Source organism: Arthrobacter burdickii (assembly GCF_030433645.1).
Taxonomy (GTDB): domain Bacteria; phylum Actinomycetota; class Actinomycetes; order Actinomycetales; family Micrococcaceae; genus Arthrobacter_D; species Arthrobacter_D burdickii.
The window spans coordinates 628,458-643,730 of record NZ_JAROCG010000002.1; the positions used below are offsets into that span (position 1 = coordinate 628,458).

General features: G+C 70.4%; 14 protein-coding genes. 13 read left to right on the top strand and 1 reads right to left on the bottom strand.

Annotation, left to right across the window (positions count from 1 at the left end):
• Nucleotides 1–3 precede the first annotated feature (3 nt).
• The 6 genes from P5G52_RS17335 (at nucleotide 4) to P5G52_RS17360 (ending at nucleotide 6,938) form a co-directional block, all read left to right on the top strand.
• Nucleotides 4–600, top strand: a complete 597-nt coding sequence (locus tag P5G52_RS17335) for a PH domain-containing protein (RefSeq protein ID WP_301229839.1) — start codon at nucleotides 4–6, stop codon at nucleotides 598–600.
• A 164-nt stretch (nucleotides 601–764) separates the two neighbouring features.
• Nucleotides 765–1,952: an adenylate/guanylate cyclase domain-containing protein gene (locus tag P5G52_RS17340; protein ID WP_435868726.1), complete on the top strand. Its 1,188-nt coding sequence runs from the start codon at nucleotides 765–767 to the stop codon at nucleotides 1,950–1,952.
• A 63-nt stretch (nucleotides 1,953–2,015) separates the two neighbouring features.
• Nucleotides 2,016–3,050, top strand: coding sequence for a PP2C family protein-serine/threonine phosphatase (locus tag P5G52_RS17345; protein WP_301229840.1), 1,035 nt, complete (start codon nucleotides 2,016–2,018; stop codon nucleotides 3,048–3,050).
• A 137-nt stretch (nucleotides 3,051–3,187) separates the two neighbouring features.
• Nucleotides 3,188–5,521, top strand: coding sequence for an NAD-dependent DNA ligase LigA (gene ligA / locus P5G52_RS17350; RefSeq protein WP_301229841.1), 2,334 nt, complete (start codon nucleotides 3,188–3,190; stop codon nucleotides 5,519–5,521).
• Nucleotides 5,522–5,589: 68 nt separating this feature from the next.
• On the top strand, nucleotides 5,590–6,414 hold the full coding sequence (locus P5G52_RS17355) for an inositol monophosphatase family protein (protein WP_301230209.1): 825 nt from the start codon (nucleotides 5,590–5,592) through the stop codon (nucleotides 6,412–6,414).
• Nucleotides 6,411–6,938, top strand: a complete 528-nt coding sequence (locus P5G52_RS17360; protein WP_301229842.1) for a DUF2087 domain-containing protein — start codon at nucleotides 6,411–6,413, stop codon at nucleotides 6,936–6,938. The genes P5G52_RS17355 and P5G52_RS17360 overlap by 4 nt, the downstream gene beginning before the upstream one ends.
• Nucleotides 6,939–7,027: 89 nt before the next feature.
• Here P5G52_RS17360 and P5G52_RS17365 read toward each other — a convergent pair whose 3' ends face one another.
• Nucleotides 7,028–7,921, bottom strand: coding sequence for a helix-turn-helix domain-containing protein (locus tag P5G52_RS17365; protein WP_301229843.1), 894 nt, complete (start codon nucleotides 7,919–7,921; stop codon nucleotides 7,028–7,030).
• 146 nt (nucleotides 7,922–8,067) lie between these two features.
• On the opposite strand from P5G52_RS17365, the gene P5G52_RS17370 reads away from it, so the two are divergent.
• The 7 genes from P5G52_RS17370 to tdh all read left to right on the top strand — a co-directional run bounded on the left by P5G52_RS17370 (nucleotide 8,068) and on the right by tdh (nucleotide 15,263).
• Complete coding sequence (locus P5G52_RS17370; protein ID WP_301229845.1) at nucleotides 8,068–8,907, top strand: SDR family NAD(P)-dependent oxidoreductase; 840 nt, start codon at nucleotides 8,068–8,070, stop codon at nucleotides 8,905–8,907.
• A 130-nt stretch (nucleotides 8,908–9,037) separates the two neighbouring features.
• Nucleotides 9,038–9,571: a GNAT family N-acetyltransferase gene (locus tag P5G52_RS17375; protein WP_435868718.1), complete on the top strand. Its 534-nt coding sequence runs from the start codon at nucleotides 9,038–9,040 to the stop codon at nucleotides 9,569–9,571.
• Between the two features lie 113 nt (nucleotides 9,572–9,684).
• Nucleotides 9,685–9,981 carry an Asp-tRNA(Asn)/Glu-tRNA(Gln) amidotransferase subunit GatC gene (gatC, locus tag P5G52_RS17380; protein WP_301229847.1) on the top strand — a complete coding sequence of 99 codons (297 nt, stop codon included), beginning with the start codon at nucleotides 9,685–9,687 and terminating at the stop codon, nucleotides 9,979–9,981.
• Nucleotides 9,982–9,984: 3 nt separating this feature from the next.
• Nucleotides 9,985–11,490 (top strand): Asp-tRNA(Asn)/Glu-tRNA(Gln) amidotransferase subunit GatA, encoded by a 1,506-nt coding sequence (gene gatA, locus P5G52_RS17385; RefSeq protein ID WP_301229849.1) that lies wholly within the window; start codon nucleotides 9,985–9,987, stop codon nucleotides 11,488–11,490.
• Nucleotides 11,490–13,004, top strand: coding sequence for an Asp-tRNA(Asn)/Glu-tRNA(Gln) amidotransferase subunit GatB (gene gatB, locus P5G52_RS17390; protein WP_301229851.1), 1,515 nt, complete (start codon nucleotides 11,490–11,492; stop codon nucleotides 13,002–13,004). The genes gatA and gatB overlap by 1 nt, the downstream gene beginning before the upstream one ends.
• A gap of 25 nt (nucleotides 13,005–13,029) precedes the next feature.
• Nucleotides 13,030–13,956 (top strand): aminoglycoside phosphotransferase family protein, encoded by a 927-nt coding sequence (locus P5G52_RS17395; protein ID WP_301229853.1) that lies wholly within the window; start codon nucleotides 13,030–13,032, stop codon nucleotides 13,954–13,956.
• A gap of 263 nt (nucleotides 13,957–14,219) precedes the next feature.
• Nucleotides 14,220–15,263 (top strand): L-threonine 3-dehydrogenase, encoded by a 1,044-nt coding sequence (gene tdh / locus P5G52_RS17400; protein WP_301229855.1) that lies wholly within the window; start codon nucleotides 14,220–14,222, stop codon nucleotides 15,261–15,263.
• The last annotated feature ends 10 nt before the right edge of the window (nucleotides 15,264–15,273 follow it).

The window sequence follows — 15,273 nt, forward strand, 5'->3', positions numbered from 1 at the left end:
GCCATGCGGATCCAGCTGCTGCCCGGCGAACGCGTCCTCGTGCGTACGCGGCCCAACCCGCTGCCGATCGTGGGACCGGTGCTCGCAGCTTTCCCCCTCCTGGCCGCCGGAGGCTTCGGACTGGGGTACCTGGGCCGGCGGGACCTGCCGGGCGGGCTCCCCGCCTGGCAGCCGGTGCTGCTGCTGGTGGCGCTCGCCGCCATCGTGGTGGTGCTGCTCCGGGTGGTGGTGCGCCCCGTGATCCGCTGGTCGAGCAACCGGTACGTGCTCACGAGCCTGCGGCTCATCCACCGGCGTGGAGTCACCCGGCGCACCGAGCACCAGATCAGCCTGTCCGCCGTCTCGCAGCTGCAGACGGAGCAGGGACTGGTGCAGCGCATGGTCGGCAGCGGCACCCTGGTCGCGGACCTCGGGTTCGACCGCGCGCACGCCTACCGGGACGTTCCGCAGATCGGCACGTTCAAGAAGTACGTGGTGCAGGCGATCGGCGACCTGCCCCTGACGCGCATGTTCGATGGAGTGGATATGGAAATCGATCCGCAGTACGCCCGCGGTGGGAAGCCGCGGGTGCAGCAGGAATGGACGGGTGAGCAATCGTGACAGTGGAGGACCGCCACGAGTCCGGGCAGCCCGCCCGCTCCGACGACGGGGGAGCCGACTCGTCCACGGACGCGAGGGACGCGGACGCGATGGACACGGGTGCAATGGACGCGGGTGCGGCGGATGCCGCCGCGATGGATACGGGCGCGATCGATGCGGCGTTGATGGACGCGCCCTCGATCGGTGCGGGACAGCCCGACGACGCACTCGGGGCCGCCGTGTCGACGGCCTCGAAGGCCGTGTGGCAGCTGCAGCCGGACATGGCCGCTGCAGTCGATGACGCGCCGACCTCATCGGTTACCGGCCCCATCGAACTCGACAGGGAGAGCATCCGCCGACTCGAACGCGAGCTTCTCGGCGCCGAACGCACGCTCAAGCGCCGGGACATCGCCGCCGGGGCAGGCGTCTCCCTCCTGTCCGCGCGGAAGCTGTGGCGGGCCATGGGCTTCCCCAACATCGGGGACGACGACGTCGCCTTCACCGAGAAGGACCTCCACGCGCTCACGACGATCATCGACATGGTGCGCCAGGAGCAGCTCACCGAGGACGCCGCGATCTCGATCACCCGTGCGGTGGGACAGATGACGGACCGCATGGTCGTGTGGCAGATCGAGGCGATCGTCGAGGAGATGGTGGCCCAGCGCGGACTCACGGACGCCGACGCGCGCAAGACGCTCGTGTCCGAGCTTCCCGACCTCCTCGAACCGCTCGAGAAGACGCTCGTGTATGCGTGGCGCCGCCAGATGAACGCCGCCGTCCAGCGGCTGGCCCTTCGCGCGGAATCGGGCCTGATCTCCAGTGAGGCCGGGCGCGACGGCGACGAACAGGACGCACCGCTCCCGCTGGCGCGGGCGGTCGGGTTCGCCGACCTCGTCTCCTACACGAGCCTGTCGCGGCGGATGAACGAGCGCACCCTGGCGCAGCTGGTGCAGCGCTTCGAGAACAAGTGCGCGGAGATCATCTCCGTCGGCGGCGGCCGGCTCGTGAAGACCATCGGGGACGAGGTGCTCTACATCGCGGAGTCACCCGAAGCCGGTGCCGAGATCTCGCTGGCCCTCGCGAAGGCCTTCACCGAGGACGAATTCCTTCCCTCGGCGCGGTGCTCCCTCGTCTGGGGGCGGGTGCTGTCCAGGCTCGGCGACATCTACGGTCCGACGGTCAACCTCGCGGCCCGGCTCACCGCGCTCGCCGAGCCCGGGGAGGTGCTCGTCGATTCCGCCACCGCGGCGACCCTCGAGCACAACGAGAAGTTCGTCCTGACGCCGCACGAGCCACGGCAGGTGCGCGGTTTCGGCGAGGTGCGGCCGGTGACCCTCGCCCGGGGGACCGGCACGGGAATCGTCCTCGACTAGCGGCAGGACCCGCCGACGCCGCGGAATCTATCGGGAGGCAAACCGGCAGTGCAGAATGGGGGAATGACCGACCAACCCCTCAGTACCCCCCAGGCCGGCCCCCCGCGGGACGTGCACCTCGCCTACGGCTTCGCGACGGATCGGGGATTGCGGAGGGAACTGAACGAGGATTCCCTGATCGCCTCCGAGCCGGTCTTCGCCGTGGCGGACGGCATGGGCGGCCACGCAGCCGGAGAGGTCGCCAGCGGTATCTGCGTCCGGACGCTGGGCAACAGCCCGATTCTCGGGCGTCACCTGCCCGAGTTCTCCGCCGCGGAGCTGGAGGAGCTCATCGACGACGCGGACCAGGAGATCCGCCGGCAGGCAGGCGGACTGGCGGGGACGACACTCAGCGGCGTCGTGCTGGTCCAGGAGGAGGGCGTGCCCTCCTGGCTGTTCTTCAACGTGGGCGACTCGCGCACCTACCGCCTGAGCCGGGACAGGTTCGGACAGATCTCCGTGGACCACTCGGAGGTCCAGGAGCTCGTGGACACCGGCAGCATCTCGATGGAGGAGTCCCGCACGCACCCCCGCCGGCACGTGGTCACGCGGGCACTCGGCACGGGGGACGACTCCGAGGCGGACTTCTGGCTGATGCCCGTCGAGGACGGCGACCGCATCCTGGTCTGCTCGGACGGCCTGAGCGGCGAGGTGTCCGATGACGCCATCTACGACGTCCTCAGCTCCGTCGCGGATCCACAGGAGGCATGCGAGGAGCTCGTCGAGGCGACCCTCCGCTCCGGGGCGCGCGACAACGTCACACTGATCGTCGTGGACGCACACGTCGACGGTGCGGCGGGCGCGGGTGTCCCTCGAGGGGGGATGTTCGCGGCCGACGTCGGTCACGTGGTCCCCACTGGCGGCGGCGGCGGCGCCGGCACCGACGGCGGCGCCGGCAGCGGCACCGGCACCGGCACCGGCACCGACACCGGCACCGACACCGGCACCGGCACCGGCACCGACACCGGCACCGGCACGCAGCCGGACGACGTCGTGCGCGCGAACGGCTCGCACGCCGTCCTGCGGTCGGACGCGGCGCCCGGCTTCCCGCACCAGTAGCACCGGGCGTTCCGCCGGCTGCCCGGGCCGGCCCTTTCGACCTGCCGTCCCGAGTGACCGCCCGCCTCGGCGCCGGCAGCGGCCGCCGGCGGGCCGCGGCAGTGGCCCGCCCTGTAGCCGTAGGGCAAGATGGGAAAGTGACCACAGGAACCGAAGACGCAGCCGATACCGCCGGAACCGTGGACCGGAACCCGCCGGGCGAGGAGCTCCGCGAGGAGTACGCCCAGCTCGCCGAGGAGATCCGCGCCCACCGCATCGCGTACTACCAGGACGCCGCCCCCACCATCTCGGACGCGGAGTTCGACACCCTCTTCCGGCGGCTCGAGGAGATCGAGGCACTGCACCCGGAACTCGTCGCCAACGACTCCCCGACTCAGGAGGTGGGCGGCGAGGTCTCGTCCGCCTTCGCCCCGGTGCAGCACCTCGCCCGCATGTACAGCCTCGAGGACGTCTTCTCCCTCGACGAGCTGAAGGCCTGGCTGGACCGGGCGTCCGCCGGCGTGGAGCAGCGCAACCCGGGAGCCACCATCGCGTGGCTGACGGAACTCAAGATCGACGGCCTCGCGGTGAACCTGCTGTACCGCAACGGTGAGCTGGTCCGCGCAGCCACGAGGGGTGACGGCGTCACTGGTGAGGACATCACGCACAACGTCCTGACCATCGCTTCGATACCCCAGCACCTGGCCGGGACCGACCATCCGGAGGAGGTGGAGATCCGCGGCGAGGTGTTCTTCCCCACGAAGGAGTTCGCCCAGCTCAACGAGCGCATGGTCGCCGCGGGCAAGGCGCCGTTCGCCAACCCGCGGAACGCGGCCGCGGGGTCGCTGCGGCAGAAGGACCCGGCCATGACGGCCGAGCGCCCGCTCGACATGTACGTCCACGGCATCGGCGCCCGCACCGGGCTGTCGGCCGGGACGCAGTCGGAGACCTACGACCTGCTCAAGGCCTGGGGGCTCCCGACATCCCCCTACTACAAGGTGCTCGCGACGCAGGACGAGGTCATGGCCTTCATCGAGCACTTCGGGGAGCACCGCCACGACCTCCTTCACGAGATCGACGGCATCGTGGTGAAGGTGGACAGCTTCGCCCTGCAGCGTGCGCTCGGGCACACCTCCCGCGTACCGCGCTGGTCGGTGGCCTACAAGTACCCGCCCGAGGAAGTGAACACCAAGCTGCTGGACATCCTCGTCAACGTGGGGCGGACGGGACGCGTCACCCCGTTCGGACTCATGGAGCCCGTCAAGGTCGCCGGGTCCACCGTGGGCATGGCGACGCTGCACAACCAGGAGGTCGTGAAGGCGAAGGGGGTCATGATCGGCGACATCGTGGTGCTGCGGAAGGCCGGTGACGTCATCCCCGAGATCGTGGGGCCGGTCATCGCGCTGCGCGACAAGCAGGACCCGCCGGTGCGCGAGTTCGTGATGCCCACCGAGTGCCCCTCCTGCGGGACGACGCTCCAGCCCGCCAAGGAGGGCGACGTCGACATCCGCTGCCCCAACGCGCGGTCCTGCCCCTCCCAGTTGCGTGAGCGCGTGTTCCACCTCGCAGGACGCGGTGCCTTCGACATCGAGGCCCTCGGCTGGGAAGCGGCGATCGCGCTCACCCAGCCCGCCGAACCCGAGGTCCCGCCCATCACCACCGAGGCCGAGATCTTCGACCTCACACCGGAGAAGCTCGCGGACGTCCGCATCGAGCGGGACAAGAAGGTCAAGGGCGTGGTGACGGGCCGCGAGCTCGTCCCCTACTTCTACTCGAAGGGGACCGCCAAGAAGCCCTCCGAGCCGAGTGCCACGACCCGCAAGCTCTTCACCGAACTGGAGAAGGCGAAGAAGCAGCCGCTGTGGCGCGTGCTGGTGGCGCTGTCCATCCGCCACGTGGGGCCGACGGCGTCGCGCGCCCTCGCCACCGCGTTCGGATCGATGGAGCGGATCCGCACCGCGAGCGAGGAGGAGCTGGCGAATGTCGACGGCGTGGGCCCCACCATCGCCGCAGCCCTCAAGGAGTGGTTCGCGGAGGACTGGCACCGCGAGATCGTGGACCGCTGGGCGGCAGCGGGCGTGCGCATGGAGGACGAGGTCGACGAGAGCGCCCCGCGGACGCTCGAGGGCCTGACCATCGTGGTGACGGGTTCCCTGCAGCAATACAACCGCGACGAGGCGAAGGAAGCGATCATCACGCGGGGCGGCAAGGCTGCCGGCTCGGTATCGAAGAACACGAGCTACGTGGTGGCGGGGGAGAACGCCGGCACCAAGCTCGAGAAGGCCGAGACGCTCGGCATCCCGGTCCTCGACGAGGACGGCTTCATCGCCCTCCTCAGCAACGGTCCGGCCGCCGCACCCTCCGTCGGCGGTGCCGTCGACGAAGCCGGCCAGAAGAACATCGGCGAGGACATCGACGAGGACACCGAGGTGGCCGAGGAGCTGCAGGCGGGAGCGGGCGCAGGTCCCGCCCGGGGCGGGGACACCGCGTGAGCGACGGGGCAGGGGACCCGGCAGCGGACCGGGTAGCGAAGGGCCCGACGGTCGCTCCGGAAGCCCTCCTGCACCTCGCGCGGCAAGCCGCCGCTGCCGGTGCCGGAGTCCTTGCGCGTCGGGACCCTGGGGCGCTCGGCGCCACCAGCAAGAGTTCGGACAGCGACTGGGTGACGGCGTTCGATGTCGCGGCGGAGCAGGCGGTACGCGCCGTCATCGCCGACTCACGGCCGCACGATGCCATCACCGGCGAGGAGTTCGGCACCACCGTACCCTCGGGCGCCGAACCCCACGGCGCCCGGATCCGCTGGTCCATCGACCCCCTCGACGGCACCACCAACTTCATCCGCAACATCGTCTACTACGGCACCTCCGTGGCTGCCGCGGACGTGGACGGCACCTGGCTCGCCGGCGTCGTGCACGCCCCGGCACTGTCCCGGATCTACTGGGCCTCCCGCGGCGGCGGCGCGTGGGTCAGCGACCACGGCGCGGTGCGGCGCCTCACCGGCCCGACGGCGGACAATGGCCGCATCCTCGCCACGGGATTCGCGTACGACCGGCCCACACGCTCGGCCCAGGTCGCGGAGCTCGGCCCGCTCCTCGAGGAATTCGGTGACCTGCGGCGCCTCGGGTCGGCAGCACTCGACCTCTGCCTGGTGGCCGACGGGACCCTCGACGCCTTCGTGGAACGAGGCCTGAACGAGCACGACTTCGCCGCGGGCGCCCTGATCGCCGAGGAAGCCGGCGTTCCGGTCCACCGGCCGGCGCTGCGGCCCATGCTCGACGGCGGTCCCTCGGAGGCTGAACGGCTCGCCGCGGTCACGGCGGCCGGCCCCGCCGACTTCCTGGCGGCGGCCCGCCGGGCGTCCCAGCTTCCCGAAAGGCAACCATGACAACGTCCAGCCCAACCCCCGAACCGATGCCCAAGCCGACCCCCGAGCCGGCCCCCGGTGCACCGCCGTCCTGGCAGAAGGTCCTCTCCACACTCGCCGGCGAGCGGGCCCGCACACTGTACGCCCGCGCCGTGCTCGGCCAGCCCCTCGACGCGGCCCCGAAGGAGGTGCAGCGCCTCGTCGACGCCGGGCTCCTCACGGACGACCTCCATGTCAACGGGCAGCTCTTCAAGGCGGTCCTCGCGGCCGCCGCACCCGGCACGCCCAAGGGCGTCGACCGTTTCTTCCGCGAGGGACGCATCGACGGCCTGCCGCGCGCGGGCCAGGACCGCGAGGACCTCCTGTCCCACCTCGCCGAACGGCTCATCCCGGCGGACGAGGAGATCAGCGAGCCCGAGGTCAACCGCCTGCTCGCCACCGTCACGCACGACATCCCCACCCTCCGGCGGGCCCTCGTCGACTACGGGTACATGGAGCGGTACCCGGACGGCACCGGGTACCGGCGGGTGACCGAGGCGTCCTGACCTACGGCTGGGTTCCTCGTCGCCGGTGATGGCTCGGGACGACGCCACCGAGTGGAGCAGGGCCGGGTGCCCCCGCTGCTGAGCCGGGGTCAGGAGCGGGTGTCGTCGTGTGCCGGGCGCCGGGGTGCCTGGTCGGTGGCGGCCCAGGTGGCCAGGAGCTGGAGGCTGTCGTGGGAGGGGGAGCCCGGTTCGGCGGTGTAGGCGATGACGGACAGTCCGTTGTCTGAGGCGACGGCCAGTCCTTCGAAGGTCAGGTCGAGGTCTCCGACGATCGGGTGGTGCACGTTCTTGGCGCCGGAGTGGTGCAGGCGGACGTCGTGGGCGGCCCAGAGGGTGCGGAAGTCATTGCTGCGGGTGGACAGTTCCCCGACGAGGTCACTGAGTGCCCGGTCGTAGGGATCCCGTCCTGCCGCGCTGCGCAGGAGCGCGACGGTCTGCCGGGCGGCGTCGTCCCAGTCCCGGTAGAAGGTTCGGGACCGGGGGTCGAGGAACAGGAACCGGCCGAAGTTCGGCGGCCGCTGCGGCTGGACGTACATCTCGGAGTAGAACGCGGCACCGAGTTGGTTCGAGGCGATGAGGTCGAGACGTTCGTTCTGCACAATGGTCGGCAGGGCGGTCATGGCGTCGATCATCCGCTGTACGCCCGGTCGGACCTGCTGGGCCCGGACCGGTCCGCGTCTGCGTTGCGGGGCGCCCTGGTTGGCGGTCCGGACGAGGTCGTAGAGGTGGGTGCGTTCGGCGTCGTCGAGGCGCAGTGCCTGGCTGATGCCTTCCAGGACTGCTTCGGAGACGCCTTTGGCGTTCCCGCGCTCCAGGCGCACGTAGTACTCGGTGCTCATGCCGGCCAGGAGGGCGACTTCCTCACGGCGTAACCCCGGCACACGCCGCTGGCGGTGCCCGAACACCGGCAGGCCGGCCTGCTCGGGGGTGATCCGGGCGCGCCGGGTGGTCAGGAACTCCCGGATGTCGTTGGCGTTGTCCACCCTTCGACGCTACGCGCGATCCCCGGGGTTAGGGGGTTCCTGTCATTAACCGGATAGGCAGGGACTCCCTCGTGTTCTGGAGGCGGCGTTCACTGGAAGAACAACCAGCAAGAACACCGATAGAACAACACCAGAAGGACATCATCATGACTGATCAGGAAGTCTGGTTCATCACCGGAGCAGCCCGCGGCATGGGCATCGACATCGCCCGCGCCGCCCTTGAGGCCGGCCACGCCGTCGTCGGCACCGCCCGAGATGCGTCACGGGTCATCGAGGTCCTCGGTGAGCACGAGAACCTGCTGGCCGTATCCCTGGACATCACCGACGAGGCCGCGGCGAAGGCTGCGGTCGATGCGGCTGTTGCGCGGTTCGGTCGGATCGACCGGCTCGTGAACAACGCCGGGAACTTCTACGCGGGGTTCTTCGAGGTCCTCAGCCCTGCCCAGTTCCGCCAGCAGATGGAGACGAATTTCTTCGGTCCCCTGAACGTGACCCGGGCCGTGCTGCCGGTGATGCGCGCCCAGCGCAGCGGACATGTCATCACGTTCAGTTCCACCGCCGGGCTCACCGGGCAGGAGTTCGTCGCCGCGTACTGCGCCTCGAAGTTCGCCCTCGAGGGCTGGATGGAATCCCTGCGCTTCGACGTCGCGCCCTACGGCATCGACACCACGATCGTCGAGCCCGGGTTCTTCCGCACCGAACTGCTCGTCGAAGGCGCGTCCACGCTCTGGCCGGAACTGTCCATCGAGGACTACGACCAGCGCACGAAGGACACCATCGAGGCGTGGCAGTCCATGAACGGCAAGCAGGGCGGGGACCCCGCGAAACTCGCCGCCGCCCTGATCACCGTCGCAGCCGAGGCCCAGCCGCCGCTGCGCTGGCTCGCCGGCGCCGACGCCGTCCAGACCGCAGAGGACAAGGCACGCCTGCTCCTGGAACAGGCCGACGCCTACCGGGACCTGTCCTCCTCCCTCGCCCACGACTGAGGGACGGCCGCTCACCCGCAGGCCCCGGGTCCGCGCGCCGGACGGGTCCCTGCCCGTAGCGCAGATCGGACGGCGGGTGACCGGTCCTCAGCGGCCTCGGAACACCTGCGCCACGTGGCAAAATGGGCCGGTGACTCCAACACCCTCCGGGAGCGCCCTGCGCGATTCCCTCATCAGCATCCGGCCGATCCGCACCGAGGATTACGACGACGTCCGCCGCATCACGCGCGGTGCCTATCTCGAGGCCGGCTATTTCGGCGATGAGTCGCATCCCTACATGGCGGTGCTGGCCGACATCGAGCACCGCGCCGAGCACGCGGAGGTCTGGGTCGCCGAGCGCGACGGCGTGGTGGTCGGCTCGGTGGCCCTGACCTTCGCCGGACAGCGGTACACCGACATCGCGATCGAGGGCGAACTCGAGTTCCGGATGCTGGCCGTCGATCCTGCCGTCCAGCGGGCCGGTGTCGGCCGGGCCATGGTCGAGCGCATCATCGAGCACGCCCGCACCCTTCCCGGCATCGAGGCGGTGAGCCTGACGAGCGGCTCCGACATGGTGCGTGCCCACCGCCTCTACGAGTCGATGGGCTTCGTCCGCGTCCCCGAGCGCGACTGGGAGGTCCCCAACGAGGACATCCTGCTCTGGGTCTTCCGCCTGGCACTCTGACTCCCCGGCACCACCCGGGCGCCGTCGTCGTCGCCCGTTCCTGATGCCGGCTGCCACACGCGCCAGCACTAGACTGGAGGCAGATACCCACTTCCGACTTCCAGGGGAGATCCATGGCTGAGATCAACCGGGACGACGTCGCGCACCTTGCACGGCTCGCCCACATCGACATGAACGACGACGAGCTCGACCGCATGGCCGAAGAACTCGCCGTCATTGTCGATGCCATCAAGACCGTGAGCGAAGTGGCGGGCGACGACGTCCCCGCCACGAGCCACCCCATCCCGCTGAGCAACGTGTTCCGCGACGACGTCGTGGGGGACACCCTCAGCAACGAGGAAGCGCTCCTCGGCGCACCCGACAACGCCGATGGACGCTTCAAGGTCCCTGCAATCCTGGACGGGGAGTAACCCATGACAGACCTGATCCACCTCACCGCCGACGCCCTGGCACAGAAGCTCGCGTCGAAGGAGGTCTCCGCCGTCGAGGCTACGCAGGCCTACCTCGACCGCATCGGTGCCGTGGACGGCGCCATCAACGCCTTCTTGCACGTCAACACCGACGAGGCCCTGCTCGTCGCCGCCGAGGTCGACAAGGCCCGCGTGGACGGCGACACCCTGCACCCCCTGGCCGGCGTGCCGATCGCGGTGAAGGACCTCATCGTCACCAAGGGCCAGCCCACCACGGCCGGTTCGAAGATCCTCGAGGGCTGGCAGAGCCCCTATGACGCCACCGTGGTCCGCAAGCTCCGCGCGGCGAAGATGCCGATCCTCGGCAAGACCAACCTGGACGAGTTCGCCATGGGTTCCTCCACCGAGCACTCGGCGTACGGTCCGACCCGCAATCCCTGGGACCTCGACCGGATCCCCGGCGGTTCCGGCGGTGGATCCGCTGCGGCCGTCGCAGCCTTCGAGGCGCCGCTGGCCCTCGGCACCGATACCGGCGGCTCCATCCGCCAGCCCGGCGCCGTCACGGGAACCGTCGGAGTGAAGCCGACCTACGGCGGGGTCTCCCGCTACGGCGCCATCGCCATGGCGTCCTCGCTCGACCAGATTGGCCCGGTGTCGCGGACGGTCCTCGACAGCGCCCTGCTGCACGAGGTCATCGGCGGCCACGACCCCCACGACTCGACGTCGCTGACCGACCCGGTCGGCGCGCTCGTCGAGGCCGCCCGGCTCGGGCAGGTCGACGGCATGCGTATCGGCGTCATCAAGGAACTGCAGGGCGAGGGCTACCAGGCCGGCGTCCTCACCCGCTTCCACGAGTCGCTCGAGCTGCTGCGCTCGGCGGGCGCGGAGATCGTCGAGGTCTCCTGCCCCAACTTCCGGTACGCGCTCGGCGCCTACTACCTGATCATGCCGTCGGAGGCCTCCAGCAACCTCGCCAAGTACGACGGCGTGCGCTTCGGCCTCCGCGTGGTGCCCGACGGCGCCCCGACGATCGAACGCGTCATGGGCGCGACCCGCGCCGCCGGCTTCGGCCACGAGGTCAAGCGCCGCATCATCCTCGGCACCTACGCACTGAGCGCCGGCTACTACGACGCCTACTACGGTTCGGCGCAGAAGGTCCGCACGCTCATCCAGCGCGACTTCGCCGCCGCGTTCGAGCAGGCCGACGTGCTGATCTCGCCGACCGCCCCGACCACGGCCTTCAAGCTGGGGGAGAAGCTCGACGATCCGCTGGCGATGTACCTGAACGACGTCGCGACCATCCCCGCGAACATGGCCGGGGTCCCCGGCCTGTCGCTGCCCGGCGGCCTCGCGGACGAGGACGGACTGCCCGTCGGCATCCAGCTCCTCGCCCCCGCCCGCCAGGACGCACGCCTGTACCGCGTGGGCGCCGTCCTCGAATCGCTGCTCGAAGAGACGTGGGGCGGGCCCCTGCTGGCCCAGGCCCCCGAGATTGCAGGTGGGAAGTAATGACTGCTGTAACCGATGAGGTCCTGTCCTTCGACGAGGCCATGGAGAAGTACGATCCCGTACTCGGGTTCGAGGTCCACGTGGAGCTCAACACGAAGACCAAGATGTTCTCCTCCGCGCCCAACGCGTTCGGCGACGTCCCCAACACGAACGTGACGCCCGTGGACCTCGGCCTGCCCGGCGTCCTGCCCGTCGTCAACGGCGTGGCCGTGGAATCCGCGATCAAGATCGGCCTCGCGCTGAACTGCAAGATCGCCGAGAAGTGCTACTTCGCGCGGAAGAACTACTTCTACCCGGACACCCCGAAGAACTTCCAGACCTCCCAGTTCGAGGACCCGATCGCGTACGACGGGCACATCGACATCGAGCTCGCCGACGGCACCGTGTTCCGCGTCGAGATCGAGCGCGCCCACATGGAGGAGGACGCCGGCAAGCTCACGCACATGGGCGGCTCCACGGGCCGCATCCAGGGTGCAGAGTTCTCCCTCGTGGACTACAACCGCGCCGGGGTCCCCCTGATCGAGATCGTGACCAAGCCCATCGAGGGCGCCGGCTCCCGCGCTCCCGAACTGGCCAAGGCCTACGTCGCCGCGATCCGCGAGATCGTCAAGAACCTCGGTGTCTCCGATGCCCGCATGGAGCGCGGCAACGTGCGCTGCGACGCGAACGTCTCCCTTCGCCCGCACGGCCGCGAGAAGTTCGGGACCCGCACCGAGACCAAGAACGTGAACTCGCTGCGCTCCGTGGAACACGCGGTCCGCTACGAGATCCAGCGCCACGCCGCCGTCCTGGACTCTGGCACGCCGATCATCCAGGAGACGCGCCACTGGCACGAGGACACGCGGTCCACCACCTCGGGTCGCCCCAAGTCCGACGCCGACGACTACCGCTACTTCCCCGAGCCGGACCTCGTGCCGGTCGTGACGAACGAGGCGTGGATCGAGAAGCTGCGCGCCGAACTGCCCGAGCCGCCCGCCGAGCGCCGCAAGCGCCTGCAGGCCGACTGGGGCTACTCCGACGCCGAGTTCCGCGACGTCGTCAACGCGGGCGTGATGTCCTCGATCGAGGACACCATCGCCGCCGGTGTGAGTGCCGCCGTCGCCCGCAAGTGGTGGATGGGTGAGATCTCCCGCCGCGCCAAGCTCGCCGACGTCGAACCCGCCGACCTGGGCGTGACGCCCGAACTGATCGTGGAGCTCAACGCGCTCATCGAGTCCGGCAAGATCAACGACAAGCTGTCCCGCGACGTGCTCGACGGCGTGCTCGCCGGCGAGGGCACGCCCGCGGAGGTCGTGGAGAAGCGCGGCCTCGCCGTCGTGTCCGACGACGGCCCGCTGCTCGAAGCGATCGACGGCGCCCTCGCGGCTCAGCCGGACGTCGCCGACAAGATCCGCGGCGGCAAGATCCAGGCCGTCGGCGCGATCGTCGGTGGCGTCATGAAGGCGACGCGCGGTCAGGCCGACGCAGGCCGCGTGCGCGAGCTCATCCTGCAGCGCCTCGGCGTCGAGGGATAGCACCAGCAGCACAGGGGAGGGCGCGGTGGCGGTTCTGCCGAGGGCAGAGGTCGACATCGGGCCCTCCCTTGTCGTATCCCTGCTCGCCGACCAGCATCCCGACCTCGCCGGCCTGCCCCTTGCGCGGGCCGGGAACGGCTGGGACAACGAGCTGTTCCGGCTGGGACCGGACCTCGTGGTGCGGTTGCCCCGGCGGCAGGTCGCGGAGTTGCTGATGGTCGCCGAACAGCGGTGGCTGCAGGGCCTGACCGCGCACCTGGACGTGCCGACGTCGGCGCCGCTGCGCGCAGGAAGGCCCGGCCCGGGTTATCCGTGGCACTGGTCCGTCTGCCGGTGGATCGACGGGGCTGCCGGAACCACGGTGCCGCGGGCCGACCGCGCTCCGGCGGCCCGTGCGCTCGCGCGGTTCCTCGTGCAGTTCCAGCAGGAGGCTCCGGCGGACGCCCCGGTGAGCCCGGTGGGACGGGGCGGGCCGCTGGCGGGGCGCGACGACGTCGTGCGGAGCCGACTGGCAACGCTCCCTTCGCTGCCTTCACTGCCTTCGCTGCCTTCGCTGCCGCGCCTTCCGGTCGAGCGGTTGTTCGGCATATGGGCCTCGGCCCTCGCAGCCCCGGAGTGGTCGCGGCCCGCCCTGTGGCTGCACGGTGACCTGCATCCGGGGAACCTCGTGCTGGCGGCGGACGGCACGCTGGCCGGCGTCGTCGACTTCGGCGACCTGTGCTCCGGTGATCCGGCCACAGACCTTGCCGCCGCGTGGCTGGTGTTCGACGCCGCGGGCAGGGAGGCTTTCCGGTCGGAGCTCGATGCCCTGCGGCCGAGCGATGCCGCGACCTGGGACCGGGCTCGGGGCTGGGCGCTGAGCATGGGCAGCGCCATGGTGGCCTCCTCCGACGACTCGCCGGACTTCCTCGCGCTGGGCCTCGAGATCCTGTCGGCGGTCCTCGAGGACTGAGCTCGCCGTCGGCGGCGCCGCTCCTCGGCGTCCCGCTGCCGGTTGCTGCACCCGGCTCGGGTGCGCAAAGCCGGGGCGGCGTTCCCACGGGTCCGGGCGCCCGGCGCGGCGGCCCACCGCCGAAGGACCGGCGGCGGCCCACCCGACAGCACCACCGGCGCCCCGCTGATAGTGTGACTGCGGGCACATCCCGCCCGGCACTCGTACCGCTCAGGCCCAGCCCATCCCGCTGGACGCCAGGAGCGGCATGGAAGGAACGAACAGTGAAGGCGCTGTACAAATCCGGGGCGCATCCCGGCTTCGAGCTCGTGGACCGGCCCGAACCCGACGCAGGGTTCGGCGAGGTCAAGATCCGGGTCATGACCACCGGCATCTGCGGCACGGACCTCCATATCGAGAGCTGGGATCCCTGGGCGCAGGGCATGATCCCGGCACCCCTCATCCCCGGCCACGAGTTCTACGGCGAGGTCGTCGCCCTCGGCGGAGGCATCCGCGGCGTGAGCATCGGGGACCGCGTCTCCGGCGAAGGGCACGTCGTCTGCGGGGTCTGCCGCAACTGCCGCGCCGGCCGCCGCCAGATGTGCATTCACACCTCGAGCGTGGGGGTGCAGCGCGACGGCGCGTTCGCGGAGTTCGTCGTCGTTCCCGAGACCAACGTCTGGGTCCACGACGCGAGCATCACGCCCGAACTCGGCGCCGTCTTCGACCCCTTCGGCAACGCCGTCCACACCGCGCTGAGCTTTCCGCTCGTCGGAGAGGACGTCCTGATCACCGGCGCCGGGCCGATCGGGCTCATGGCGGTCGCCGTGGCCCGCCACGCGGGCGCCCGCAAGATCGCGATCACCGACGTGTCGGCTCCGCGGCTCGAGCTCGCACGCGGCGTCGGAGCGGACATCGCCATCGACGTCAGCCGCATGCGCATCGCCGACGCCCAGCGGGAGCTCGGCATGAGGGAGGGTTTCGACATCGGAATGGAGATGTCGGGCCACGCGGCTGCCCTGCCGGAGATGATCGACAACATGACCCACGGCGGGCGCATCGCGATGCTGGGCCTGCCCTCCGCCCCCATCGCCATCGACTGGGGCAAAGTCGTCACGCACATGCTCACCCTCAAGGGCATCTACGGGCGTGAGATGTTCGAGACCTGGTACGCGATGAGCGCCATGCTGCAGTCCAACCGGACACTGCGCGACGCCGTCTCGTCCGTGGTCACCGATTGCCTGCCGGCCCAGGAGTGGCAGCAGGGATTTGCGACAGCGCGCGACGGCGCGAGCGGCAAAGTGGTCCTCGACTGGACCACCTTCTAGGAGGCAGGAA